Raw genomic sequence first — 25,320 nt, 5'->3', positions numbered from 1 at the left:
TCACGCCTCGAGGGGGGAGTGGCGGCTGACGAACAGGTCGAACGCCTCCGACACCTGCTCGGTCGTCGCCTCGGAGATCTCCAGCTGGTCGTTGTCCAGGGTCAGGCGCAGGGTGGGGCGGGTGCCCCGGCAGCGACCGCGCCACTCCCGGATGGCGTTCATGACCTGGGACAGTCCGGTGGCCGAGGCGCCCAGGCTGACCAGCAGGGCTCCGATCGTGGTGATGTCCACGGCGCGGGCGCCCGGCGGGAGCGCCTCCTCGCCGGTCACGGCCCTGACGTCGTCGACGTCGAGTTGCAGCAGTTCCTCGCGCAGAAAGCCGGTCAGTTCGGCGATGTCCTCGGCTTCCGCGCCGTCCTCGGACAGGAGGATTCGCAAAGTCTTTTCCATCGGTGGCTCCACGTCTCGACAACATTTTCCGTCGAGACGCACGCCGCTGCAAATCGCGATATTCCGCGATTCCACTAACGGGAAAGGATGTGCGGAATCACTGTCCGGGAATGAGGTTGAACGCGACATCGAAGTGACCTGAACTCACTTCGGGCCGGATTCAGTCGGTGGAGGGCAGGGTGACCAGATGCTCGCCCTCGGCGGTGCGCAGCTCGAAGCGGGCGACCTCCTCGGGGTGGTAGGCGGTGCCGCCCTTCATGGTGTTGGGCCGGGCGTCGTGCAGCGGAACGTTCCAGCTCGTGACGGTCTGCTCGGAGCCGTCGTGGCCGACGGCGATCAGCCGGCAGTCGCGGGGGCCCGCGCCGTCCTTCACCTTCAGCTCGATGTCGCTGCCCCAGGCCTCGTCCTCGATGGTCACCTGCGCCCAGACGCCCGACTTCTCGTCGGTGGCCGTGACCCGTACCGCGTCCTCGGCGTCGTCACCGCCCGCCATCATCGCGACCGCGGGGCCGACGAGCGCGATCACCACGGAGGCCGCCAGGGCGAACATCATCCGGCGACGGGCGGCCCGGTGCCGGACCGCCACTTCGGCGAGCAGCTTGTCCAGCATCCGCGGACCGGGGCCGGCGAACGGGTGCACGCTGCGCGGGGTGGCCCGCCGGTAGAGCATCATCTGCCGAGCGGTGGGGCCGAACTCGGTGACCTGCGCCGCGCATTGAGGACACTCCATGAGGTGGTCCTCGAAGCGGAAGGCCTCCGCCTCGTCCAGCACGCCGAGCGCGTACGCGCCGACGTCGCGATGCCTCTCCAGGGACCTCATGCCGAAACCTCGTGCCGTTGAGTGCCAGTGGGGTTACTCCTTGCTCCCACCGGTACGGACCAGGCACCCGAATCACTCAAGGCGCGTACCGAATCGTGACCCAGATGTTCGGAGCGGCCGGGCTCGCGGATTGGTCGGATTCTAGAAAAGATGGATCGCGAGGTGACCGAGGGGCAGTCCGAGCTGCCACGCGGGCGTCCAGACCTTGGGTCCCTCGTCCTCGCCGCCCCCCGGGGCGCCGCCCGGGACCGCGTTGAGGTCGGGGGCGAGCAGCTCGGTCTCCTCCAGCCAGCGCCAGGCGGCCTCGGCCAGTTCGAGATCCGGCGAGGGGCCGTCCGCCTGCTTCGCCACGGCCCTCAGTTGGGACATACGTTCCTCGACCCAGTCCTGCCACGGCTGGTCGTACGCCGTGAGCGAAAGCCAGGTCTCGAGTTGGGTGACGACCCGGATGCCGGGGAGTTCGCCGTCGGTGTCGGACAGGAAGATGGTGAGCGCCAGGGCGTCGCGCCCGGCGCGGAACTCGAAGGACGTCGGCGGCATGAGATCGCCGGTCCGCAGCAGTTCGTCGGCGATGTACTCGGCGTACAACCAGGCCATGGGGACGGTGAGTTCGCCCCCGCCGGCGCCGTCCGTGCTCTGATGACCTCTGTGCTGCATCCCTTCCTGCCTTCCTCCGGTGCGTGCGCGCAGCCCGTCGCCGGGCCCCTGGAGTCCGGTGGCCGGTCGCAGGACCGGAACACGGATAAGGACACCCGATTACCCAACGGGGGTCCTCGGCAAGGCGCTTTGCGAAGGCTTGACCCGGCTGTGTGTTTCAGCCCAGGTCGGGCGCGTATCCCGGAAGCACCCGGCGCAGGGCGCGCAGCGCGTAGTACGCGCGGGACTTCACGGTACCGGCAGGGATGCCGAGGGCTTCGGCGGCCTCCGCCACACTCGCCCCCCGGAAGTACACGAGCACCAGGACTTCACGGTGTTCGGGAGTGAGTGTCTTCACAGCCTCGCGCACATCGAGGGCCGCGGCGGCCCGTTCGGCGTGGTCGGCGCAGACCGGTGCGTTCTCCAGCACCGCGTCCCCGACCTCCGGGGGCCGTGCCTGCCGGGCCCGCCGCGCGTCGATCGCGAGCCGCCGGCCGACGGTGAGCAGCCAGGGCCGTACGGAGTCGAACGCGTCGGTGCGCAGGGCCTCGGGATGCTGCCAGGCCCGGACGAGGGTCTCCTGGACGAGGTCCTCGGCGCGCTGGCGGTCGCCGTCGCAGAGCCGCAGCAGCAGCGCGAAGAGCGGCCGGCCGTGTTCCCGCTGGAGCGCGGCGAGTTCGTGCTCGGCGGTCGTCTTCGTGGCGGCGAGGGCGGTTCCGGCGGTCATGCGCGTATGGCACCGCAAGGCACCGGTTCGGGACAGGGTGCCGGCACGGCTCTGCGGCGGACGGTCGATCGCGTCGACGAACGGTTCGACGAACGGTCGGGGGCTACGCCGATCGGGCGGCCCGTAGGGAGCGGCGGAGCGGTCCGTCCGGGGGCATGCGCTAGGAGTGAGACATGGGTAAATATGACAATCCATCAGAATTGGGGTGACCCATGATCGTCGCACGCAGGCACGCGGTGGCCCTGGCCGTGACCGCCCTCCTCGCCGCCGGCGCCGCATGCCAGGCGCATGAGCGGGAACGTCAGCAGCCGCAGCGCCCCGGGCCGCCGGCCGCCTCCGCCGCCCGCGGCTTCACCCTCGTGGCCTCCGGCGACATCCTGCCGCACAGCTCGGTCGTCGAACGCGCCCAGTTCGACGCGGGCGGCACCGGTTACGACTTCCGCCCCATGCTCACGGACATCGCACCCGTGGTCTCCCGGGCCGATCTGGCCCTGTGCCAGCTGGACACCGTCTACGGCGCGAACGGTCTCTACAGCGGTGCCCCCGTCTTCCGGTCCCCGCCGGAGATCGCGCAGGCCCTCGCCGCCACCGGCTACGACGGCTGCTCCACCGCCTCCGACCACAGCCTCGACGACGGGGCCGCCGGGGTGCAGCGCACCCTGGACGCCCTCGACGGCGCCGGCGTACGGCACGCGGGCACCGCACGCTCCCAGGCCGAGGCCGACGCGGTCACCCTGCTGCACGCCGGCTCCGCCGAGGTCGCCCACCTCGCCTACACCTACGGCACCGCTTCCCCGCTGCCCGCGGAGCAGCCCTGGAGCGTCGGCCTCGCCGACGAGCACCGCATCCTCGCCGACGCCCGGGCCGCCCGGAAAGCGGGCGCCGACGTGGTCGTCGTCTCCGTGCACGCGGGCACACCGTGGCAGGACGCCCCCGACGAGCGGCAACTCGCCCTGGCCCGCGCCCTCACCGCCTCCCGTACGGCCGGCCGCCCCGACGTCGACCTCGTCCTCGGCACCCACGCCCATGTCCCGCAGGCGTACGAGAAGGTCAACGGCACCTGGGTCGTCTACGGCCTGGGCGACCAGATCGCCGGCGAGATGAGCGACAACCGGGGCGCCGAGGACCCCCGGGGCAACGAGTCCACCGTCGCCCGCTTCACCTTCGCCCCGCCCGCGCGGCCCGGTGGCCGCTGGCAGGTGGCCAAGGCGGAGTTCCTGCCGCAGATGTTCGACGTCGACGCGGGCCGGGTGGTGAACCTCAACCAGGCGCTCGCCCGGGGCGCGGGGGTCCAGGGCGTGCGCGACCGGATCAGGGACGTCGTCCTCAGCCGGGGCGCGGCCAAGGACGGCCTGGTGATGGGGGAGTAGGGGGCCCGCAGGGGCGGCCGGGGTCAGTCCTCGACGTCCACGTGGTCGAAGGTCTTCAGCATCTCCCGCAGCACCCGCACACAGGCCCGCACCTCGGCGTCGGTGAGGTCCCCGCCGACCTGGCGGTTCAGCATGTGCTCGCGGCCGAGGACGAGGGTGACGAGCCGATGGCCCTCCTCGGTGAGCCGGATCAGGGACGAGCGCTGGTGTGCGGGGTTCGGGACGCTCTCCACCCACCCCCGCTCCGCCGCGTCGTTGACCGTGCGCTGGACGAACTGCCGGCTGAGCGCCATGACGCGGGCCATCTGCGGGACGGTCAGGTCGCCCTTCTGGCGCAGCAGGTCCAGCACCGAGCGCACCCCCACGGACGCCCCCTCCACCGCCTCGCCCTGCTCCACTTTGCGCAGGGCGCGCCGGTAGAGCGGTCCGACGAGGTCGAAGACCTCGGTGAGGCGGTGGCCGAGTTCGTCGGGCGGGAGCGGGGCGTCGTTCACCCCCACATCATGCACGCGCGCTCACCACGCAGGGCGACATGACAACTAGGTTGTCAAAATCCCGGGAAGATGACACCTTGGTTGTCATGAATGCTCCTGCGGAAATGAAGTTCTTCACGTCCTCCGACGGCGACCTCGGCTACCGCGAGGCGGGCGCCGGGGACCTCGTCGTGCTCCTCCACTCGGGATTCGTCGACCACCACGTCTTCGACGACCACATCCCGGCGCTCGCCGAGACCCATCGGGTGATCGCCCCCGACATCCGCGGGCACGGCGCCTCCGCCAACGCGAGCAGGCCGTTCCGCTGGACCGACGACCTCGCCGAGCTGCTGGACCACCTCGACGCCGGCCCCGCCGTGCTGGTCGGCGTCTCGATGGGCGGCCTCGTCGTCAGCGACACCCTGCTGGAACACCCGGAACTGGTCCGCGCGGCCGTCGTCTGCGGCGCCTCCACCGGTGAGTTCCAGGACTCCGACCCCTGGCACCGGGGGATCCAGGCCGAGATCGCGCGCACCCTCGCGGCCGGGGACCTCGAAGGCTGGCTGAAGGCCTTCCTCTCCTATGTGCCCGGTCCGCACCGCACGCTCGACGACATCGACCCGGCCATCCCGCGCCGGCTGCGCGAGATGGCCCTGAGCACCCTGGCGAAGCACACGCCCGGCGAGCGGGACCAGCTGGTACGGGTGACCGACACCTGGTCCCGCCTCCCGAAGGTCGACGTCCCGGTGCTCACCCTGAACGGCGCCCTCGACACCCCCGACGTGATCGCCGCGGCACAGCGGCTGGCCGACGAGGTCCGGCACGGGCGCGCCGAACTCATCGACGACACGGGCCACTACCTGAACATGGAGAAGCCGGCGGAGTTCACCGCGGCGATCAGGACCTTCCTGAAGTCCCTCTGAGCCGGACCGCCTACGGCACCACCGTCACCGGCCACCGCCCCGCCTTCACCAGCCGCACCGCGACCGAACCCACGATCCGGTGCCCGGCCTGCTCGGAGGCGCCCACCACCACCGCGTCGGCCTTCAGCTCGTCCGCGGCCCGCACCAGTCCCGTGTACGGGTCGCCGGGAAAGGTGTGGAACTCCCACCGCACGTCGAATATCCCGCGCAGCCGCTCGGCGGACTCCCGGATCTGCGCGACCAGGTCCTCGGCGACCTGCCCGGTCGTCTCCGTGACCGGCACCCCGAAGGCCGCCCCCGCCGCCATCACCGGCTGCACGTACACCACGGCGAGCAGCGCGTGCTGGCGGCGGGCCAGACCGCTCGCGTAGGCCGCGGCCCGCAGGGAGGAGTCCGAGCCGTCGACCCCCACCAGGACGACCTTGGGGCCGTCCGTGCCCCGTTCGAACGGCTCCGAGGGCTCCCGCGCGGGCCGCTGCGCATGCTGTTCCGTCACGGCCCGAGGCTATCGGAGCCCCGGCTCCGACCACCGCCCGGCCCGGGCACCCACCGTTCGACGGGCGGCCCCGCCCGGGTGTTCCTACAGTCGGTACATGAGCGCCACCGTGGACAGCGCCACGGCCAAGGACTCCGCGGACCCGATACGACGGCCCGCGGACCGCTTCCCCGGCCGGGTGCCCGAAGGCTTCGCCACGTTCTTCGGCGCCCTCGCCCTGCTCTGCCTGCTGCTGGCCCTCGTCCCCCCGCTGCGCCGCCTGCTGCGCCCGGTCGTACGCTTCCTGGACCTCGTGATCGTCCCGGTCAGCGCCAACCTCGCCTACGCGGTCTTCCTCTTCCTCCTCGCCGCCGCCACCGCCGCCCGCAAGAGGATCGCCTGGTGGCTGGTCGTCGTCTACCTGGGCCTGGTCGTCCTCACCGACGTCCTCGGCGTCGCCGTCGGCCTGTACGCCGAGTCCCTGCCCTCCCGCGTCGTCTGCGCCCTCGCCCTGGCTCTGCTGGTCGTCGCCCGCCGCGAGTTCTACGCCGCCTCCCGCCACGGCGCCGTCCGCCGCGCCCTCGCCGTCCTCGCCGCCGGACTGGTCCTCGCGATCCTCGTCGGCTGGGGCCTGGTCGTGCTCTTCCCGGGCACCCTGCCGGAGGGACAGCGCCTCGGCTGGGCCGCCGACCGGGTCCTCGGCGGCCTGGTCTCCACCCGCTCCTTCGACGGACGGACCCCGCACGCCCTGTACTTCCTCCTCGGCCTCTTCGGCGCCCTCGCCCTCCTCAACGCCGCCGCCACCCTCTTCCGCTCCCAGCGCCTCGAAGCCGCCCTGCACGGCGACGACGAACCCCGCCTGCGCGCCCTCCTGCACCGGTACGGCGGCCAGGACTCCCTCGGCTACTTCGCCACCCGGCGCGACAAGGCCGTCGTCTTCTCCCCGAGCGGCAAGGCCGCCGTCACCTACCGCGTCGAGGCCGGGGTCTGCCTCGCCTCCGGCGACCCCGTCGGCGACCGTGCCCGACAAACGCCGCGGCCTCACCGACCCCGAGGCCCGGGTCCGCCTGCGCCACCTCGACCTCATCGCCTCCCCGGCCGCCCGCGACGTCGTGCGCGCCCGCTCCACCGCCGTCCAGGCCCTGCGCCGGGGACTGCCGGACCGCGGCTACCTCGAGGTCGAGACCCCGATGCTCCAGCGGATCCACGGCGGAGCCAACGCCCGCCCCTTCACCACCCACATCAACGCCTACGACCTCGACCTCCACCTGCGCATCGCCCCCGAGCTGTATCTGAAACGGCTCTGCGTCGGCGCCCTGGAGAACGTCTTCGAACTGGGCCGCACCTTCCGCAACGAGGGCGTCTCGCCCAAGCACAACCCCGAGTTCACCATGCGGGAGGCCTACCAGGCGTACGCCGACTACGACGTGATGCTCGGCCTGGCCCGCGAGCTGATCCAGGGCGCCGCGAGCGCCGTCCACGGAACACCCGTCGTGCACCGGGACGGCGAGCGCCACGACATCTCCGGGACCTGGCCCGTGCGCACGGTCCACGGCGCGATCTCCGAGGCGCTCGGCGAGGAGATCGGCCCCGGCACCCCGCTGACCGTGCTCCGGCGCCACTGCGACCGCGCGGGCGTCCCCCGCACACCGGACGACGGCCCCGGCGACATCGTCCTGGAGATGTACGAACGCCTCGTCGAGGAACGCACCCGGCTCCCCACCTTCTACAAGGACTTCCCCACGGACGTCTCCCCGCTCACCCGGCAGCACCGCACCGACCCCCGCCTCGCCGAACGCTGGGACCTCGTCGCCTTCGGCACCGAACTGGGCACCGCCTACTCCGAACTGACCGACCCCGTGGAACAACGCCGCAGGCTGACCGCCCAGTCCCTGCTCGCGGCGGGCGGCGACCCCGAGGCGATGGAACTCGACGAGGACTTCCTCGACGCCCTCGACCACGCCATGCCCCCCACCGGCGGCCCGGGCATCGGCGCCGACCGCCTGGTCATGTTCCTCACCGGCCTGACGATCCGCGAGACACTCCCCTTCCCCCTGGTGCGACGGCGCGACGCCCGCGACTGACCGGCGCTGCGCCGGAGGGTGGAATCGTGTGACCGGTGCGGTGCGGACGGGGCCGGACGGGCGACTGATGACTGCATGAAGAAGGATCAGTTGTTCACACGGCGCCGGATCCTGCTCGTCGGCGCCACCGCCGCGGCCGGGGCGGCCGGAGCCGCCGGACTGCTCGCCACGGGAGACGACGAACCGGCCGGCGGCGCCGCGGGGCCGGTCGCCGGCGCCCCGGGCGGCCCCGCGATGAAAGCCTCCGCGTACCGCCTCCAGCCCCTCACCGGCTACGGCCCCCCGAGCGCCGCCCCCGACCGGGTCCCGGTCCGCAGCGAACCGCTGATGAGCCTGTCCGGGCGCGGCCGCAGCATGGTGCTGACCTTCGACGACGGCCCCGACCCCCGCTACACGCCGCAGATCCTCGACACCCTCGCCCGCTACGACGTCCGCGCGATGTTCTTCGTGTGCGGGGAGATGGCCGTCGACCACCAGGACCTGCTGGCCCGGATGGCCGACGAGGGCCATGTCGTGGGCAACCACACCTGGTCCCACCCACTGCTCACCACGCTCTCCCGCCGCCGGATCCGCTCCGAGATGACCCGCACCAGCGAGGTCATCGAGACCGGCTACGGGGAGCGCCCCCGCTGGTTCCGCGCGCCCTACGGCGCCTGGAACCGCGCCGCCTTCCAACTGGGCTCCGAACTGGGCATGGAACCCCTCGCCTGGACCGTCGACACCCTCGACTGGACCACCCCCGGCACCCGCAGCATCGTCCACCGGGTCGAGGAGGGCGCCGGCCCCGGGGTCGTGATCCTCTCGCACGACGCCGGCGGCGACCGCTCCCAGAGCGTCAAGGCGCTGCGCCGCTACCTGCCCCGGCTGCTGGACTCCGGCTACCGGATCACCGTGCCCCGGCGGCCGGGCACCTGAACCGGGCGCCCGCCCGGCCGGGACCGCTCAGCGGACCTCGACCAGGCGGGCGAAGGCGACGACGTTCCCGTCGTACCCGTTCGCCTTCGAGAAACCGCCCCCGCAGGTGATGACCCGCAGCTCGGGGGCGCCCTTGGAGGCGTACACACGGTCGCCGGGGAAGTTGTTCTTCGCGAAGACCTCGATGCCGTAGATCTCGAAGACCGCCGTCTTCCCGTCCTGGCGCGCCACCTCGACGCGATTCCCCTTCTTCAGGGCGCCGAGTCCGTAGAACACGGCCGGGCCCAGCTTGTTGTCGACGTGGCCGACCACGACCGCCGTCCCCTTCTCGCCGGGCGACACGCCCCCGGTGAACCAGCCCGCCAGGTTGGGGTCCTCCGGCGGCGGAGCACCCACCCAGCCGTCCGCGTCCAGTCCCACCGGCATCACCGGCGCGTTCACCGAGATCGCGGGGATCATCACCCGGTCCGGCTGGGCGAACGGCAGCGCGGCCGGCGCCTGCCCGAAGGTGCCGGTGGCGGTGCGGCTGTCCGGCGCCGCCGCCGCGGCGGGCTGCGGCGGGCCGATGTCGAACTCCCCCGAACCGTTGCGGATGAGCGCGAGACCGGTCAGCAGAACAAGCGCTATCACCCCCCAGGGGGCACGCTTGCGCTGCCGCTCCTCCTCTTCCGCCCGCTCGGACAGGTCGTAACCGGACATGCGGCAATCCCCTTTCGACACGGCCGTCGCCGCGTCCCTTTCGCGCATATCAGAACGCTAAGTCCGCCACCGGCAACCGGCGACGGCTCACGGGCGAACGGGTGGCGGGCCCGGCGTTCGGTGCGCCATCCGAGTCGCCGCCCGGAGGATTTTTCTGACGGTCCGTGACCTGCGGCGATGGGTGATCGCGCGCTCGTCTCCCGGCGTGTCCGCTCACCAGGACGGACCATCGCCGAAATGCGGGCGCGGGCAGGGCATCTGAGGGTCGTTGCGGGAGGCGTTCTCTCGCCGACAGACCGGGGACGGGACCCGGGGCGCCTTCCGCGGAGGATCACATGCGCACCACCAGTCTTCGGAGAGTCTCGACGGCCTCGGCGGTTTCGGCCGCCGCGGTCGCCGCCCTGGGCCTCGCCGCCCCCGTGGCCGTCGCGCGCGACGGCATGAACGTCAGCCCGAGCAACATCGTCGTGCAGCCCAGCGTGATCGCCCGGGGCGGCCAGATCACGGTGACCGTCGACGGCTGCCCGCAGGGCGGCACCATGACCTCGGACGCCTTCGGGACGGCCACCCTCACCGCGATCAGCGGCACCAACCAGAGCGCCCGGGGCACCGCGACCATCAGCAACAACGCCCGCCCCGGCAGCTACGACCTCACCGTGACCTGCTCCGGCCGCACCCTGGTCAGCCCGCGCGCCTTCACCGTGCTCGGCGGTGTCCGCGGAGGTCTCGGCGGCAGCAGCTCCACCGGCGCCACCCCCACCGACATCGCCATCGGCGGCGGGCTGGTCGCCGCCGCGGTGGCCGGCGGCGGGCTGTTCTGGATGCGCCGCCGGGCCGAGCGCCGTATCTGAGACCGGGCGCCGTCCGCTGAGACCGGGCGCCGGATCCGAGACCGAGGCGCGCTCACCCGCCGCGGCACACACGGTCCCCGACGGCACCGCCCACCCGGGCGGTGCCGTCAGGCCGTGTCCGCGCCCCCGCGCCGGCGCGCGAGGTGGTACGCCGTCCCGACCGAGCCCGCGATCAGCGCGGCCCCCAGTCCGATCAGGCGCAGGTCGAAGCCGGCGACGGTGCCGCCCTCGCCGGCCCGGACCCCGTGGGGGAGCGGGAAGGGCGTCGGGACGGGCCCGTGACCGGCGGTGACGGTCAGCTCCTTGACGGCGCTCAGACCGCCGCAGGTGAACGTTACCCGGTACACCGCCCCGGGCCTCGCGTCCCGGTCGACCAGCGTCACCGCCGACGTGGACCCCCGGGGGACGGTGACCGGGTCGAACACCCCCGAGGTGACCGTCACCGAGCCCTTGCAGCCGCTGACCTCACGGTCCACCAGCAGCGTCACCTGGCCGCCCGCCGCGACGGTGGAGGGCAGCACCCGGTATCCCTCGGACATGACGTAGTGGCCGTCGTCGCTCGCGACGGCGGCCGGTGCGGTGAGGGCCAGGGCGGCCGCGCCCAGCAGGGCGGCCGAGGCGACGCGTATCGCGCGCATGGGGGTTCCTCCGGTCTTCGAGGAGCCGCGGCGGACCTGTTCCGCTCGTGCCGTGAATGCACCTCGATGACCGAAACGCTAGGAACGGGTGTCCGCCCGCGCGATCGCAGTAGCGCGAATGGGGCACGGATGTGGGCCGCCCAGGGGACGGCGTTCCGGCGAGCGGGGGACGGCCGCGGCGTGGCGGCCCGGTCCGTCCCCCCGGCGGTGCGTCAGCCCCCGGCGTTCGGGAACAGGTGCAGGAAAGGTTCGGCGGATGCCGCGATGCCCCGGCTGTAGGGCGCGTCGAAGTCCCAGATGAGGAAGAGCAGGAAGGCGATCAGGGCCGAGAACAGCCCGGCGAGGACCAGCTCCCGGGGTGTGCGCCTGATCTGGAGCGCGAAGACCATGCCGATGGTGATGACCCCGCCCGCCAGCAGCCCGAACCACACCACTCCGGGCATGGTCGCCCCGGTCGAGCCGGCCCGGGCGTTGCGTGCCTGGTCCGCGGCGGCCATCTGGTCCAGGACCGGCTGGTAGGCCTGCGCCTGGAAGTCGTTGGCGGGCTGGTAGTCGGTGACGTCGACCCGCACCTTCTGCAGGAGCGCGTCCCCGCGCTCGGTCACCTCGCCGCGGTCGGCCATCGCCTTCCACTCCGTGGTGACGACGTGTCCGACATAGGCGTTGACGTCCGCCCGGATCCGGTCGCGCACCTCGGGCGGGTACACCCGCACCCGCTCCGAGATCTCGTGCAGCGCCTGGGCCTCGGCCTGGACGTGGTCCTCGGCGCCGCCCCGCGCGTCCCAGACCCCGGCGATGGCCAGGCCCAGGACGATGGCGTACACCACGCCGATCCACATCGTCATGTACTCGATGACGTCCGGGGTCTCGGACGGGTCCTCGTCCTCGGCGGCCGAGCGGTGCCGCAGGAAGGTCACGGCGATGACGACCGCGCAGGCGGCGAGCATCGCGAAGGTGAGAACAAGCCATTCCGGCAAGACATGCCTCCTGGATCGGCGCTAGCGGGGCCGCAGCGCGGCGACGGCGGCCAGCGCGGGCACGGTGATGAGCAGGACGTAGGTGACCGGAGGAGTGCGCTCACCGGCCGGTCGGGGGCGTGGCTTGGAGTGGTACTCCGGGTAGCTCACGGGGGTCACCGACGGCCGCGGGGTGGGCCGGGGCGGTGCCGGTTTCGGCCTGGGCCTCGGCGGGGCGGGCGGCCGGGCCGCGGGCGCCGCCGGTGCGGGCGGCGGGGGCGTCGGCGCGGGCCGCGGCCCGAGGGTCGGCTTCGGGGGCGGGACGGGCCTGACGGTCGGTTTCGGCTTGGGGGTGGGCTCGGGCTCCGGCGGGGGCGGTGGGGGCGGTGGGGGCGGCGGGGGCGTCGGGACCGGGCACGCCGTGGGCATCACGGGCTTCGGGAACGCCGGCGCCTGCGGGAAGTCCGGCCCGTCCGGGAAGTCCGGTGACGTCGGCGGCGTCGGCCAGGAGTGGCCCCGGCCTCCCGCCACCGCCACCGCCGAGGTGCCGCCGCGGCCCGTGGAGGCGTACGCGCACGCGTCGGCCGCGGCCACCCCGGCCGGCGCGGCCGCGAGGATCCAGGCCGCCGCCGTCAGGGACAACGCCCGGGTGACGAGGGCGGTTCGGGTCGGTTCGGGTCCATGCACGACCGAGATCATGCGGTGCGCTGCGCCCCCCTACGCCCTGGACGGCCCCGATTGCCCCGAACGGGGGAAGCGCGCGCCCGGCGGCGGGGCGGGCACCGGCGCGCGCGTCCCCCTCGGGTACAGGTGTACGACCCCGCGGCCGGGTCCCGCGCCCTGCGCGAACGGCCCCCGGAACGCGCCGATCACAGGCCTCGGAAAGATTTTTGTGCCGCGTTTGAACACAACGACCGCCCCCATGCGTACCCAGTGCCGTGCGGCGGCGCAGCAGGGCGCTGCGAACACCCTTAGGACTATCGGGGAGTTGTTGACGATGAAGACCTCCTGGCGGAGCGCCTCACTCGTGGCGAGCGCTGTGGGCATTCTGGCGCTGACGACGGCGTGCGGTCAGGAAAGCGGTACGTCCGCGTCCAGCCAGAACGTCGGTGCGACGGCCCAGGCCGGCGGCATCGCGGGTGTCGGCAGCGGTATCGGCGGCGTCGGGACCGGTGTCGGCGCGTCGGCCGGTGCGACCGACCCCGCCGGCACGGCCGGTGCCGACGCCGGCGCCGGCGCCCAGGGCGCCACCGCGGGTGAGCTGGCGATCTCCACCAACGCCCAACTCGGCAATATCCTGACCGACTCCAAGGGCATGACCCTCTACCGCTTCGACGCGGACACCGCCGAACCGCCGAAGTCGAACTGCGACGGCGACTGCGCCACCACCTGGCCGCCGGTCTCCGCCGACGACGTCTCCGCGGGCGACGGCATCGACAAGTCGCTGCTCGGCGAGGTCACCCGCTCCGACGGCACCAAGCAGCTCACCGTCGACGGCTGGCCCGCGTACTACTACGCCAAGGACGCCAACGCCGGTGACACCACCGGCCAGGGCGTGGGCAACAAGTGGTTCGCGCTGGCCCCCGACGGCAAGAAGGCCAAGGCCGACTCGGCGTCGGCGACCGCGGCCCTCTCCGTCCGCAACGACCCCAACCTCGGCAAGATCGTCGTCGACAAGAACGGCATGACGGTCTACCGCTTCCTCAAGGACAAGGCGTGGCCCAAGCCGGTGTCGAACTGCAACGACGCCTGCCGTGACAAGTGGCCCATCGTCGACCCGGTCGACTTCTCCCAGACCAAGGGGATCCAGGAGAAGGGCTACATGAACTTCACCCGGTCCGACGGCGACAAGCAGCAGACCATCAACTGCTTCCCGATCTACACCTTCTCCGGTGACAAGTCCCCCGGCGACATCAACGGTCAGGGCGTCGGCGGCACCTGGTACGCCGTGGCCCCGAACGGAGATCTGGTCGGCGCGCCCAAGCAGTAGCGATCACCTCCCCAGGGCTGATCCCCGCACCTGCTGAACGAGCGCGCCCGACCACTGGTCCGCCCCCTCCACGCCGCACGGAGGGGGCGGATCGCCGTTTCCCGGTTCATGCCGCGTATGCGTAGACTTTCGCCGCCCTTCAGGCGGCTGTGGAACCTTCCGGGATGCGTCGGGTGCTTCTCGTGGACCCTTCGGGGATGTCGATCCGGCACGTGCCGCAGGCGGTGACCGGGAACGGACGGTCAATTTCCGTTTCCACTCGCCCCGTTGGCGGGCGATCAGTAGCCTCAGCTCGAACACCGGATCGCCTACGCCTTGGAGACAGAGATGGAGCGTCCCGCCTGGGCCCCTCGGAGCATCGACATCTCGGTGCCGAGCGTCTCGCGGATCTACGACTACTTCCTGGGCGGTTCGCACAACTTCGAGGTCGACCGGGAAGCGGCGCGCAGGGCGCTGGGGTTCACCCCCGGGCTGCCGAAGATCATGCAGGCCAACCGGGCGTTCATGCGGCGCGCGGTGCGCTGGGCGGCGGGCGAGGGCATCACCCAGTTCCTCGACGTCGGCTCGGGCATACCCACCTTCGGCAACGTCCACGAGGTCGCCCAGGCCGCGAGCCCCGGCGCCCGGGTCGTCTACGTCGACCACGACCCGGTGGCCGTGTCGCACAGCCAGGCCGTGCTGGAGGGCAACGGGGACGCGGGCGTGGTCGCCGCCGACCTGCGCAAGCCGCAGGACATCCTCACCAGTTGCGAGGTCCGCAGCCTCATCGACCTGGACCGGCCGGTGGCGCTGCTGCTGGTTGCGATACTGCACTTCGTGGAGGACGCGGACGACCCGTACGCGGCGGTGGCCGAGCTGACCGAGGCGCTGGCGCCCGGCAGCGTGCTCGTCCTCACGCATGCCTCGTACGAGGGAATGCCGGTGGCCCGGGAGCGGACGGAGGCGATGGTGGACGTGTACCGGGACATCCGCCTCCCGTTGATCATGCGCACGCGCGACGAGGTCGCGCGGTTCTTCGAGGGGTACGACATGGTGGAACCGGGACTGGTGCCGATGCCACGCTGGCGGCCGGAGACCGACCCCCAGGACGAGGATCCGTACGCGTTCTGCGGGTTCGCCGGCGTGGGGCGTACCGCGTGACCGCCGCGCCGGACGGGCCGGAGGACAGACTGCGCCGGTTCGCGACGATCTGGAGCCGGGCGGTGTTCCCGGTGACGTCGACGTCGCTGACCCGGCCGGAGTTCGAGGAACAACTCCTGCCGTCGGCCCGTCGGCTGCGCGAGGCACTGCTGGCGAGGGCCTTCGACGCGGACACCGGGCGAGCGGTCGGCGCGGCCCTCGTCGACGCGCACTGCACCGACCCCGAGGCGCTCAGCCGTGCCCTCGACTGCGTCGACGCCTATCTGGTGCTCTACTGCGGCGAGGACGGACCCCAGGAGGAGCTGCGCACCCGCGCCTCCCGGCTGCAGCACGCCATGGCCGCCGGGTACGCGCAGGCCCTGCGCGAGCGCACGCTCGCCGAGCAGGAGGCCATCGCCCGGGCCGCGCTCCAGGCCCAGGGCGTGGTGGCACAGGCGCTGCACGCGAGCGAGGCCCGCTTCCGCGCGGTCTTCGAGGGCGCCGCGATAGGGATCGGCATGGCCGACCTCGACGGCAACATCCTCCAGGTCAACGGTGCGCTGCTGCGCATGTTCGGCGTCTCCGAGCAGACCATGCACGGTCGCAACGTCCGGGAGTGGACGCACCCCGACGACGCCCCGCAGACCTGGAAGCTCTACGACGAACTCGTGCGCGGCGAACGCGAGCACTACCACCTGGAGAAGGCGTTCTACCGCCCCGACGGGACGGTCCTGTGGACCAATCTCACGGTGTCCCTGCTGCGGGACGCGGACGGCGCACCGCAGTACCAGCTGGCCCTGATGGAGGACACCACCGAGCGCCGGCTGCTCAACCTGCGGCTGCGCTACGAGGCCACCCACGACGCCCTCACCGGTCTGCCCAACCGCACGCTGTTCTTCGAACGCCTGGAGAAGGTGCTGGGCGCGGGCGGCAAGCAGGGCTTCGGGCTGTGCTACCTCGACCTGGACGGCTTCAAGACCATCAACGACAGCCTCGGTCACGCGGCCGGCGACCAGCTGCTCGTCGAGGTCGCCGACCGGCTGCAGTCCTGCGCGACCGCGCCCGGTGAGATGGTGGCCCGCCTCGGCGGCGACGAGTTCGTGGCACTGACCACCGGCACCGAGACCCGCAGCGAGGTCGACGAACTCGCCACGCGCATCCAGAACGCCCTGGTCGCGCCGGTGCGCATCGACGGCCGCGAGCTGACCGTGCGCGGCAGCATCGGGATCGTGGAGGGGCGGGCGGGGGAGCACAACGCGGCGGAGGTGCTGCGCAGTGCCGACATCACCATGTACCGGGCCAAGTCGGCGGGCGGCAACCGCTTCGAGCTCGCCGACCCCGAGGCCGACGCACGCGCGATCACCCGCCACGGGCTCACCACCGCGCTGCCGGCCGCCCTGGAGCGCGGTGAGTTCTTCATCGAGTACCAGCCGCTGGTCCACCTCGGCGACGGCAGCGTCCGCGGCGCGGAGGCCCTCGTCCGCTGGCTGCACCCGCAGCACGGGGTGCTCGGCCCCGACCGGTTCATCCCGCTCGCCGAGCACACCGGGCTGATCGTGCCGCTCGGCCGCTGGGTCCTGGAACAGTCCGTACGGCAGGCCCGTGCCTGGCGGGAACGCGACGGCGACTCGGCGCCGCCGCTCCGCATCAACGTCAACCTCTCGCCGTGTCAGCTCACCCATCCGGGGCTGGTGCAGGACACGGTCGACATCCTGGAACGCGCGGGTGTCGAACCGCAGGCGCTGTGCCTGGAGGTCACCGAGTCCGCCCTGATCGGGGCCGACGACGACCTGCTCAAACCGCTGCGCCGGCTGGCCGAGATGGGCATCGACATCGCCCTGGACGACTTCGGCACCGGCTACTCCAACCTCGCCAATCTGCGCCGACTGCCGGTGAGCGTGCTCAAGCTGGACCGCTCCTTCACCCAGGGCATGCAGCAGTTCCCGGCCGACCCCGTCGACCTCAAGATCGTCGAGGGGATCGTCTCGCTCGCCCACGGCCTCGACCTCGCGGTCACCGTCGAGGGCGTGGAGACCGGAGCCCAGGCCGAACAACTGCGCCTGCTCGGCTGCGACACCGCCCAGGGCTGGTACTACGCCCGCCCCGGCCCACCGGAGCGCCTCCACGAACTGGCACTGGCGGACGCGACGGGCTGACCGCGGCGGCTCCCCCGGGGGACGTCGCTCAGCCCGCCGCCCGCGCCCCGCGCTCGTCCGCCACCGCGACCGCCGCCCGTACCAGGGCCGCCGTCGCCGTGGAGCGGGACTGCTGGGGCCAGGCGACGGCCAGCACGGCCGGAGGCGCGTCCCGGACCGGGCGGTAGACGACACCGGGGCGCGGGTAGCGGCCGGCGACGGACGCGGGCAGCAGGGGGACGGCCTCGCCGAGGGCGACGAGCGTGAGCAGCTGCGCGAGGTCGGCGCCCCTGCCGCGGACCGCGTCGAGGTACGCGTACACCGTGTCGGCGCGCAGCCCCAGGTCGGCCAGGCACAGCCCGGCCCGTCCGGCCAGCGGATGGCGCGTCGCGAGGGCGGCGACACGTGGTTCGACGGCCAGCTCCTCCGCGTCGAGACCGACGCGGTCGTACGGCTCGTACACCAGGGCGGCGTCGGCCTCGCCCCGCCGCAGCAGCCGGGACTGCTCGTGCCAGGCGCACAGCCGGACGGAGACCGGCACCGCGGCCGGGTCGGCGGCGTACCGCGCGAGGATCGGCTCCAGCAGCCCCCCGTCGCCGTCGGCCTTCACGGCCAGTTCCAGCTTCGGTCCGGCGGCGGCCGCCCGCCGGGCCCGCCGCCCCGCGGCCTCGAGTGCCTCCAGCGCGAACCGGGCCTCCGGCAGCAGGACCTCCCCCGCCGGCGTCAACGTCACGCTGTGCGTGGTGCGTTCGAGGAGCGCGGCGCCCAGCTCCTCCTCCAGTGCGCGGATCGCCCGCGACAGCGGCGGCGCGGAGATGCCCAGCCGCTGGGCGGCACGGGTGAAGTTGAGCTCCTCGGCGACGGCGACGAAGTAGCGCAGCGGACGGGACTCCACGGGCCTGACCTCCCCTTGGCATTGCCCTGAGGGTAACAAGCGCGAGCGAGACGGACCTTCAGTTACGGACGCCCCGGCAGCAGGCTCGAGGGTGTCCCGACACGTCGTGTTCCAGGAGCAGTTCATGATTCTCGTCACCACTCCGACCGGGCAGATCGGCCGTGAGGTCGTCGCCCGCCTCCTCGACGCCCCCGAGGGCCCCGCACCGGTCCGGGTGATCGTCCGGGACCCGGCCGCCCTCGCCCCCGAGGTGCGCGAGCGGGTGGAGGTCGTCCAGGGGTCGCACGCGGACCCGGCGGTGCTGAAGGAGGCCGGCCAGGGCGCCGACCGGGTGTTCTGGCTGGTCCCGCCGAACCCCGCCGCCGCCAGCGTCGAAGGACACTTCCGGGCCTTCACCGAGCCGCTGTGCGAGGTGATCGGGGCCCAGGGCCCGCAGCGGGTCGTGGCCGTCTCCACCCTCGGCCGCGGAGTCGCCCGAAACGCCGGACTGATCTCCGCGGGGCTGGCCATGGACGAGGCGATCACCGCCACGGGCGTCCACTACCGTGCCCTGTGCCCGCCCTCCCTGATGGAGAACGAGCTGCGCCAGCTGGCCTCGATCCGCGACGCGGGGGTCTTCACCACGCCGCTCGTTCCCGACCGTGTGCTGCGCCTGTGCGCCACGCGCGACGTCGGGGCCACGGCAGCCCGCCTGCTCCTCGACGACTCCTGGCGCGGGCAGGAGGACGTGCCGCTGGTCAGCCCCGACGACCTGACTCCCGAAGGCATGGCCGGCGTCCTCTCCGAGGTGCTCAACCGGCCCGTCCGCGTCGAGTTCACCACCACGGCGCAGCTCGCGGAGCGCTGGAACCGTCTCGGCGCCACCGAGTCGTGGGTGCGGGCCTTCTCCGACATGGTCGACGCCCAGAACACCCAGGGCTTGTACGGCGCGGCACAGCCCAGCACGCCCGACACCGCGCCCACGACCTTCCGGCGGTGGTGCGAGGAGGTGTTCCGGCCGGCCGCCCTCCGGGCCTGAGCCGGGGCTCAGCGCTCCAGCAGCATCCGCTGGAGCTCGCGCGCCGCCCGCGGCGGTGCCACGTCGCTGCGGTGCGCGAGGGCGATCGTCCGGTGCAGACCGGGCCGGGCGAGCGGGGTGACGCGCAGGCCCCGGCCGGCCCGGGCGGCCACCATCCGGGGCACGACGGCCACCCCCAGACCGGCCCGGACGAAGCCGAGGACCGCGTCCATCTCCCCGCCCTCGACGGCGAAGTCCGGCTCGAAGCCCTCCGCCCGGCACGCGGCCACGGTCAGTTCCCGCAGGTCGTAGCCGTGCCGGAACATCACCAGACGTTCGCCCTCCAGATCGGCGATCCCGACCGTGCGCCGCCCGTCGCCCGGTTTCGGCGCCTCGGGGGAGGACACCACCACCAGGTCCTCGCGCAGCAGCTCGACCGTGGTCAGCGCGGGGGAGGGCGTCGGCAGCGGCAGCACGACCAGGGCGAGGTCCAGGGCGCCGCGGGCGAGCTGCCGTACGAGATCGTGCGAACCGCCCTCCTCGATCAGCAGCCGGATGCCGGGGTAGCGGTCGTGGAAGGCGCGCAGCACGTCCGGCAGCAGACCGGTGCACAGACTCGGGGTCGCCCCGAGCCGCACCCGCCCGCTGCGCAGCTGCACCAGCTCCTGCACCTCGTACCGCGCGGTCTCGGTGTCCGCCAGGATCCGCCGGGCCAGCGGCAGCAGCGCCTCGCCCGCGTCGGTGAGCGTGATGTTGCCGCGCGCCCGCAGGAACAGATCCGCCCCCAGCTCCCGCTCCAGCGCCCTGATCTGCTGCGACAGCGACGGCTGGGCGACATGGACGCGCTCGGCGGCCCGGGTGAAGTGCCGGGTCTCGGCCACCGCCACGAAGTACTGGAGCTGCTGGAACTGCATCCTTCCAGGGTAGGCGGCTCGATAGTGGACGCCTATGGAAACGAGCCGTTTCATGTCTTGGACCGATGGGGCCGAACGGCCCTAGCGTCTGGAGGCATGGCTCTGGCAACGCGGACGGACCGACGGCCGTCGATGGCGCGCACCGTGTGGGACTCCTCCGTCGGCAAGAAGACGGTGATGGCCGTCAGCGGACTGATCATGCTGCTGTACCTGGTCGTCCACATGATCGGAAACCTGAAGATCTTCTTCGGGCCCGGCGAGTTCAACCACTACGCCCACTGGCTGCGCACCGTCGGCGAACCGTTCATGCACGAGGAGTGGACGCTCTGGCTGGTCCGGGTGGTGCTGGTCGTCGCCGTGGTCGCGCACGCCACCTCCGCCTACCAGCTCAGCCGGCGTGACATCAAGGCACGCCCCGGCAGGTACGTGCACCGCAAGGCCCGCACGACCTACGCCACGCGCACCATGCGCTGGGGCGGGATCATCCTCGGCCTGTTCATCGTCTGGCACCTCCTGGACCTGACCACCGGCACCGTGCACAGCGGCGGCTTCCAGCCGGGCCACCCGTACCAGAACGTCGTGGACACCTTCTCCACCTGGTACGGCAACGTCATCTACATCGTCGCCATGCTCGCCCTCGGCCTGCACGTGCGGCACGGCTTCTGGAGCGCCGCCCAGACCCTGGGCGTCGGCAGCCGCACCCGCGACCGCGCCCTGAAGGCCACGGCGAACGTCCTCGCGCTGCTGCTCACGGCCGGCTTCCTCGCCGTACCCGTGGGCGTCATGACCAAAGTGGTGAGCTGAACATGACCTACACCGACTACACGACCGGCGAACCGCTCGTCGACCGCAAGGCCCCCTCGGGCCCCGTCGCCGAGCGCTGGGACAAGCGCCGCTTCGAGGCCGGACTGGTCAACCCCGCCAACCGGCGCAAGCACACGGTGATCGTCGTCGGCACCGGGCTCGCCGGCGGCTCGGCCGGCGCCACGCTCGCCGAACAGGGCTACCACGTCGTCCAGTTCTGCTACCAGGACTCCCCGCGCCGCGCCCACTCGATCGCCGCCCAGGGCGGCATCAACGCCGCGAAGAACTACCGCAACGACGGGGACTCGGTCCACCGGCTGTTCTACGACACCGTCAAGGGCGGCGACTTCCGGGCACGCGAGTCCAACGTCCACCGCCTCGCCCAGATCTCCGTCGAGATCATCGACCAGTGCGTGGCCCAGGGCGTCCCCTTCGCCCGGGAGTACGGCGGACTGCTCGACACCCGCTCCTTCGGCGGCGTCCAGGTCTCCCGGACCTTCTACGCCCGCGGCCAGACGGGCCAGCAGCTGCTCCTCGGCGCCTACCAGGCGCTGTCGCGGCAGATCGCCGCCGGGAACGTGGAGATGCATCCGCGGACCGAGATGCTCGATCTGATCGTCGTCGACGGCCGGGCCCGGGGGATCGTCGCCCGGGACCTGATCACCGGCAGGATCGACACGTACTACGCGGACGCCGTCGTCCTCGCCAGCGGCGGCTACGGCAACGTCTTCTACCTGTCGACGAACGCCATGAACTCCAACGCCACCGCGATCTGGCGGGCCCACCGGCGCGGCGCGTACTTCGCCAACCCGTGCTTCACCCAGATCCACCCCACCTGCATCCCGCGCACCGGCGACCACCAGTCCAAACTGACGCTGATGAGCGAGTCGCTGCGCAACGACGGCCGGATCTGGGTGCCCAGGGCCAAGGGCGACACCCGGCCCGCGCACGAGATCCCCGAGGCCGAGCGCGACTACTACCTGGAGCGCATCTACCCGTCCTTCGGCAACCTCGTCCCGCGCGACATCGCCTCCCGGGCCGCGAAGAACGTCTGCGACGAGGGGCGCGGGGTCGGACCCGGCGGCCAGGGCGTCTACCTCGACTTCGCGGACGCCGTCGAGCGCATGGGGCGCGAGGCCGTCGCGGCCAAGTACGGCAACCTCTTCGACATGTACCGGCGGATCACCGACGAGGATCCGTACCGGGTGCCGATGCGGATCTACCCGGCCGTGCACTACACGATGGGCGGTCTGTGGGTCGACTACGACCTCCAGACCACCGTCCCCGGCCTGTTCGCCATCGGCGAGGCCAACTTCTCCGACCACGGGGCCAACCGGCTGGGGGCGAGCGCCCTGATGCAGGGCCTGGCCGACGGCTACTTCGTGCTCCCGGCCACCGTGAACGACTACCTCGCCCGCCACCCGGCCCAGGACGAGGTGACCGACGACCACCCGGTCGTCCAGGAGGTGCTCGCCGAGACCCAGGACCGGCTGAACCTGCTGCTGTCCGTCGACGGCGACCGCACCCCCGACTCCTTCCACCGCGAGGTCGGCGAGCTGATGTGGGAGTTCTGCGGCATGGCCCGCACGGACGCGGGGCTGCGCAAGGCACTGGAGCGAATCCCGCAGATCCGCGCGGAGTTCTGGCGCCGCATCAAGGTCCCGGGCACCGGCGAGGAGTTCAACCAGTCCCTGGAGAAGGCCAACCGGGTCGTCGACTACCTGGAGCTCGCCGAGCTGATGTGCCTCGACGCCCTGCACCGCGCCGAGTCCTGCGGCGGCCACTTCCGCGAGGAGTCCCAGACCCCCGACGGCGAGGCCGCCCGCCGGGACGAGGAGTTCGCGTACGCGGCCGCCTGGGAGTTCACCGCCACCGGCGAGGCTCCCGCCCTGCACAAGGAAGACCTGGTCTTCGAGTACGTCCATCCCACCCAGCGGAGCTACGCATGAAGCTCACCCTGCGCGTCTGGCGCCAGCGCACCCCCGAGACCGACGGCGCCATGTCCACGTACGAGGTGGACGGCGTCTCGCCGGACATGTCCTTCCTGGAGATGCTCGACACCCTCAACGAGGACCTCATCCTGCGCGGCGAGGACCCCGTCGCCTTCGACCACGACTGCCGCGAGGGCATCTGCGGCGCCTGCTCCCTCGTCATCAACGGCGAGGCGCACGGCCCCGAGCGCACCACCACCTGCCAGCTGCACATGCGGTCCTTCACGGACGGCGACACCATCGACGTCGAGCCGTGGCGGGCGTCCGCCTTCCCGGTGATCAAGGACCTGGTGGTCGACCGCAGCGCCTTCGACCGGATCATCCAGGCCGGCGGCTACATCACCGCGCCCACCGGGGCCGCGCCCGAGGCGCACGCGACGCCGGTGCCGAAGCCCGACGCGGACTTCGCGTTCGAGCACGCGGAGTGCATCGGCTGCGGGGCGTGCGTGGCCGCGTGCCCCAACGGCGCGGCGATGCTGTTCACCTCCGCCAAGATCAACCACCTGAACGTGCTGCCGCAGGGCGCGCCCGAGCGCGAGACCCGCGTCCTGGACATGGTGGCGCAGATGGACGAGGAGGGGTTCGGCGGCTGCACGCTCGCCGGGGAGTGCGCCACCGCCTGCCCCAAGGGGATTCCGCTGGTGTCCATCACCGGTATGAACAAGGAGTGGCTGCGGGCGGCCCGCAAGGCGAAGCGGTAGCGGCACGGGGAAAGCGTCGGCACGGCCGAAAGCCTGGCATTCAACATTCCCACATCCCCGCTCCCGGCACCGGACACGTCCACGCCAACCGGGGTCGGGAGAAACAGGGGGAGCGCCACCGTCCCCGATGTGGCCCGTGCCCAGGAGTGAGCCATGACCGGCGTTTCCACCCTCGACCGTCCCCAGCAGTCCACGGCACCCCTCCGCTACACCGTCACCCTGGCCCGCGACGAGGCCGACGTACGGGCCGCGCAGCGGCTGCGGCACGAGGTCTTCGCCGGCGAGATGGGCGCCCTGCTGTCCTCCCCGCAGCCGGGCCTCGACGTCGACCCGTTCGACGCCTACTGCGACCACCTGCTGGTGCGCGAGGCGGAGACCGGCCAGGTCGTCGGCACCTACCGGCTGCTGCCCCCGGAGCGCGCCTCGGTCGCCGGACGACTCTACTCCGACGGCGAGTTCGACCTGGGCCGGCTCGACGCGATCCGGCCGGGCCTGGTCGAGGTCGGCCGCTCCTGCGTCCACCCCGACCACCGCGACGGCACGGTCATCGGCCTGATCTGGGCCGGCATCGCGCGCTACATGGTGGACCGCGGCCACGAGTGGCTGGCCGGCTGCTGCTCGGTCCCGCTCGCCGACGGCGGCGTCCTCGCGGCCGCCACCTGGGACCGGGCCCGCGCCAAGCACCTGGCCCCCGAGGAGTTCCGGGTGCGCCCGCTGCTCCCGTGGGTCCCCCAGGAAGGCGCCGCCGCGGCCCCGGCCGCCCGCACCGAACTGCCCGCCCTGCTGCGCGGTTACGTCCGGCTCGGCGCCTGGGTGTGCGGCGAGCCGGCGCACGACCCGGACTTCGGTGTCGCCGACCTGTTCGTGCTGCTGCCGATGCGCCGGGTCAACTCCCGCTACCTGCGCCACTTCCTCTCCCTCGTACCGAGCGCCTGATGAGTGTCTGGCTGCCCGGCGCGCCCTGCACCCCGCGGGCGTGCGTGGAGGGTACGGCGTCCTGGACGGCCGTACCGCGGGCGGTGCTGCGGCTCGTCGCGGTGGTCGTCCTGGTACTGGCCGGGGTCGCCCTGTCCCCGTTCGGCGCGCGGATCCCGGCGGGGGCGATACGGCGGTGGAGCCGGACCGTCGTCCGGGCGGCCGGGGTGCGGATCCGGGTGACCGGCGAGCCCGTGCCCGCCACCGGCGGACTGCTCCTCGTCGCCAACCACATCTCCTGGCTGGACATCCCGCTGCTGGCCGGGGTCCGCCCGGCCCGGATGCTCGCCAAGAAGGAGATCCGCGCGTGGCCGGTCGTGGGGGCGATGGCCGCGAACGGCTCCCTGTTCATCGACCGGGACCGGCTGCGCGCCCTGCCCGGCACGGTCGCCACCGTCGCCGGGGTGCTGCGGGCCGGGCAGGCCGTGGCGGTGTTCCCGGAGGGCAGCACCTGGTGCGGCCGCGCCCAGGGGCACTTCCGGCGCGCGGTGTTCCAGGCCGCGCTCGACGCCCGGGTCCCGGTCCAGCCGGTGCGGATCCGTTACCGGGACGGCGCCGGCGCGGCCAGCACCGCGCCCGCCTACGTCGGCGACGACTCGCTGCTCGCCTCGCTGTGGCGGGTGGCCTCGGCGCGCGGTCTGGTCGCGGAGGTCGAGGTGCTCCCGCTGCTCGCACCGGACGGCGCCACCGACCGCAGGGCGCTCGCGGCGGCGGCCGGGGAACGGGTCCTGGCCGGTCCGCACGAGCACCGGCGCGGGTCCCGTGAATTCCCCGCAAGCGGGGGGCCGTCGGGCGCCCGGGATGGGATCATGGCGCGCGTCCCGACCTCCTGAGGGGAGCGC

Annotated in this window: 25 protein-coding genes and 1 pseudogene; 14 read left to right on the top strand and 12 right to left on the bottom strand. The window is 72.7% G+C overall.

Translation table 11 applies throughout. The annotated features are described in order from the left end of the window. From U5640_RS03925 to U5640_RS03910, 4 genes are all read right to left on the bottom strand, one after another. On the bottom strand, nt 1–390 hold the full coding sequence (locus U5640_RS03925; protein WP_340374398.1) for a hypothetical protein: 390 nt from the start codon (nt 388–390) through the stop codon (nt 1–3). 160 nt (nt 391–550) lie between these two features. Then, nucleotides 551–1,210, bottom strand: a complete 660-nt coding sequence (locus U5640_RS03920; RefSeq protein ID WP_340374397.1) for a zf-HC2 domain-containing protein — start codon at nt 1,208–1,210, stop codon at nt 551–553. A gap of 141 nt (nt 1,211–1,351) precedes the next feature. After that, nucleotides 1,352–1,867 (bottom strand): hypothetical protein, encoded by a 516-nt coding sequence (locus U5640_RS03915; protein WP_340374396.1) that lies wholly within the window; start codon nt 1,865–1,867, stop codon nt 1,352–1,354. A 157-nt stretch (nt 1,868–2,024) separates the two neighbouring features. Then, the gene (locus U5640_RS03910) at nt 2,025–2,573 is read right to left on the bottom strand and encodes a sigma-70 family RNA polymerase sigma factor (RefSeq protein WP_340374395.1); all 549 of its coding nucleotides are present in this window, start codon (nt 2,571–2,573) and stop codon (nt 2,025–2,027) included. Nucleotides 2,574–2,788: 215 nt separating this feature from the next. On the opposite strand from U5640_RS03910, the gene U5640_RS03905 reads away from it, so the two are divergent. After that, nucleotides 2,789–3,943, top strand: coding sequence for a CapA family protein (locus U5640_RS03905; protein ID WP_340384918.1), 1,155 nt, complete (start codon nt 2,789–2,791; stop codon nt 3,941–3,943). Nucleotides 3,944–3,966: 23 nt separating this feature from the next. On the opposite strand, the gene U5640_RS03900 is transcribed toward U5640_RS03905, so the two are convergent. Then, on the bottom strand, nt 3,967–4,443 hold the full coding sequence (locus U5640_RS03900) for a MarR family winged helix-turn-helix transcriptional regulator (RefSeq protein ID WP_340384916.1): 477 nt from the start codon (nt 4,441–4,443) through the stop codon (nt 3,967–3,969). Between the two features lie 80 nt (nt 4,444–4,523). Between U5640_RS03900 and U5640_RS03895 the strand changes: the two genes are divergently transcribed. Next, complete coding sequence (locus tag U5640_RS03895; RefSeq protein ID WP_340374394.1) at nt 4,524–5,339, top strand: alpha/beta hydrolase; 816 nt, start codon at nt 4,524–4,526, stop codon at nt 5,337–5,339. 10 nt (nt 5,340–5,349) lie between these two features. On the opposite strand, the gene U5640_RS03890 is transcribed toward U5640_RS03895, so the two are convergent. Further along, on the bottom strand, nt 5,350–5,835 hold the full coding sequence (locus U5640_RS03890; RefSeq protein WP_340374393.1) for a universal stress protein: 486 nt from the start codon (nt 5,833–5,835) through the stop codon (nt 5,350–5,352). A gap of 97 nt (nt 5,836–5,932) precedes the next feature. Between U5640_RS03890 and U5640_RS03885 the strand changes: the two are divergent. Both U5640_RS03885 and U5640_RS03880 read left to right on the top strand, forming a co-directional pair. Continuing rightward, nucleotides 5,933–7,898, top strand: a pseudogene (locus U5640_RS03885) (amino acid--tRNA ligase-related protein). A 75-nt stretch (nt 7,899–7,973) separates the two neighbouring features. Next, a complete protein-coding gene (locus U5640_RS03880; protein WP_340374392.1) occupies nt 7,974–8,813 on the top strand; it encodes a polysaccharide deacetylase family protein in 840 nt (279 codons plus the stop codon). A 27-nt stretch (nt 8,814–8,840) separates the two neighbouring features. Here the strand turns inward: U5640_RS03880 and U5640_RS03875 are convergent, their stop codons facing one another. Beyond that, the gene (locus U5640_RS03875) at nt 8,841–9,512 is read right to left on the bottom strand and encodes a class F sortase (RefSeq protein ID WP_340374391.1); all 672 of its coding nucleotides are present in this window, start codon (nt 9,510–9,512) and stop codon (nt 8,841–8,843) included. 335 nt (nt 9,513–9,847) lie between these two features. Here U5640_RS03875 and U5640_RS03870 point away from each other — a divergent pair, with 335 nt between their 5' ends. Beyond that, nucleotides 9,848–10,363, top strand: a complete 516-nt coding sequence (locus U5640_RS03870) for a hypothetical protein (RefSeq protein WP_340374390.1) — start codon at nt 9,848–9,850, stop codon at nt 10,361–10,363. A gap of 107 nt (nt 10,364–10,470) precedes the next feature. On the opposite strand, the gene U5640_RS03865 is transcribed toward U5640_RS03870, so the two are convergent. The 3 genes from U5640_RS03865 to U5640_RS03855 all read right to left on the bottom strand — a co-directional run bounded on the left by U5640_RS03865 (nt 10,471) and on the right by U5640_RS03855 (nt 12,644). After that, complete coding sequence (locus tag U5640_RS03865) at nt 10,471–11,001, bottom strand: hypothetical protein (RefSeq protein WP_340374389.1); 531 nt, start codon at nt 10,999–11,001, stop codon at nt 10,471–10,473. Between the two features lie 212 nt (nt 11,002–11,213). Beyond that, the gene (locus U5640_RS03860) at nt 11,214–11,978 is read right to left on the bottom strand and encodes a hypothetical protein (RefSeq protein ID WP_340374388.1); all 765 of its coding nucleotides are present in this window, start codon (nt 11,976–11,978) and stop codon (nt 11,214–11,216) included. Between the two features lie 21 nt (nt 11,979–11,999). Further along, the gene (locus tag U5640_RS03855) at nt 12,000–12,644 is read right to left on the bottom strand and encodes a hypothetical protein (RefSeq protein ID WP_340374387.1); all 645 of its coding nucleotides are present in this window, start codon (nt 12,642–12,644) and stop codon (nt 12,000–12,002) included. Between the two features lie 310 nt (nt 12,645–12,954). On the opposite strand from U5640_RS03855, the gene U5640_RS03850 reads away from it, so the two are divergent. From U5640_RS03850 to U5640_RS03840, 3 genes are all read left to right on the top strand, one after another. Further along, nucleotides 12,955–13,947, top strand: a complete 993-nt coding sequence (locus tag U5640_RS03850; protein WP_340374386.1) for an SCO0930 family lipoprotein — start codon at nt 12,955–12,957, stop codon at nt 13,945–13,947. A gap of 327 nt (nt 13,948–14,274) precedes the next feature. Next, on the top strand, nt 14,275–15,087 hold the full coding sequence (locus U5640_RS03845) for an SAM-dependent methyltransferase (RefSeq protein ID WP_340374385.1): 813 nt from the start codon (nt 14,275–14,277) through the stop codon (nt 15,085–15,087). Continuing rightward, entirely contained in the window at nt 15,084–17,222 is a 2,139-nt protein-coding gene (locus tag U5640_RS03840; protein ID WP_340374384.1) for an EAL domain-containing protein, read from the top strand. The genes U5640_RS03845 and U5640_RS03840 overlap by 4 nt, the downstream gene beginning before the upstream one ends. 28 nt (nt 17,223–17,250) lie before the next feature. Here U5640_RS03840 and U5640_RS03835 read toward each other — a convergent pair whose 3' ends face one another. Continuing rightward, nucleotides 17,251–18,096, bottom strand: a complete 846-nt coding sequence (locus U5640_RS03835) for a LysR family transcriptional regulator (RefSeq protein ID WP_340374383.1) — start codon at nt 18,094–18,096, stop codon at nt 17,251–17,253. A 124-nt stretch (nt 18,097–18,220) separates the two neighbouring features. On the opposite strand from U5640_RS03835, the gene U5640_RS03830 reads away from it, so the two are divergent. Then, a complete protein-coding gene (locus U5640_RS03830) occupies nt 18,221–19,114 on the top strand; it encodes an NAD(P)H-binding protein (RefSeq protein WP_340374382.1) in 894 nt (297 codons plus the stop codon). A gap of 8 nt (nt 19,115–19,122) precedes the next feature. Here U5640_RS03830 and U5640_RS03825 read toward each other — a convergent pair whose 3' ends face one another. Further along, nucleotides 19,123–20,007 carry a LysR substrate-binding domain-containing protein gene (locus U5640_RS03825; RefSeq protein ID WP_340374381.1) on the bottom strand — a complete coding sequence of 295 codons (885 nt, stop codon included), beginning with the start codon at nt 20,005–20,007 and terminating at the stop codon, nt 19,123–19,125. A 132-nt stretch (nt 20,008–20,139) separates the two neighbouring features. Here U5640_RS03825 and U5640_RS03820 point away from each other — a divergent pair, with 132 nt between their 5' ends. The 5 genes from U5640_RS03820 (at nt 20,140) to U5640_RS03800 (ending at nt 25,311) form a co-directional block, all read left to right on the top strand. Next, entirely contained in the window at nt 20,140–20,811 is a 672-nt protein-coding gene (locus tag U5640_RS03820) for a succinate dehydrogenase (RefSeq protein WP_340384914.1), read from the top strand. A gap of 2 nt (nt 20,812–20,813) precedes the next feature. Beyond that, nucleotides 20,814–22,760 carry a fumarate reductase/succinate dehydrogenase flavoprotein subunit gene (locus U5640_RS03815; RefSeq protein ID WP_340374380.1) on the top strand — a complete coding sequence of 649 codons (1,947 nt, stop codon included), beginning with the start codon at nt 20,814–20,816 and terminating at the stop codon, nt 22,758–22,760. After that, nucleotides 22,757–23,503: a succinate dehydrogenase/fumarate reductase iron-sulfur subunit gene (locus U5640_RS03810; RefSeq protein WP_340374379.1), complete on the top strand. Its 747-nt coding sequence runs from the start codon at nt 22,757–22,759 to the stop codon at nt 23,501–23,503. The genes U5640_RS03815 and U5640_RS03810 overlap by 4 nt, the downstream gene beginning before the upstream one ends. A 153-nt stretch (nt 23,504–23,656) precedes the next feature. Next, the gene (locus tag U5640_RS03805; protein ID WP_340374378.1) at nt 23,657–24,439 is read left to right on the top strand and encodes a GNAT family N-acyltransferase; all 783 of its coding nucleotides are present in this window, start codon (nt 23,657–23,659) and stop codon (nt 24,437–24,439) included. Continuing rightward, nucleotides 24,439–25,311 carry a lysophospholipid acyltransferase family protein gene (locus U5640_RS03800; RefSeq protein ID WP_340374377.1) on the top strand — a complete coding sequence of 291 codons (873 nt, stop codon included), beginning with the start codon at nt 24,439–24,441 and terminating at the stop codon, nt 25,309–25,311. The genes U5640_RS03805 and U5640_RS03800 overlap by 1 nt, the downstream gene beginning before the upstream one ends. Nucleotides 25,312–25,320 lie beyond the last annotated feature (9 nt).

It is taken from the genome of Streptomyces sp. SS7 (genome assembly GCF_037993025.1).
Lineage (GTDB): Bacteria > Actinomycetota > Actinomycetes > Streptomycetales > Streptomycetaceae > Streptomyces.
This window is presented reverse-complemented; position numbering and strand designations above follow the sequence as displayed.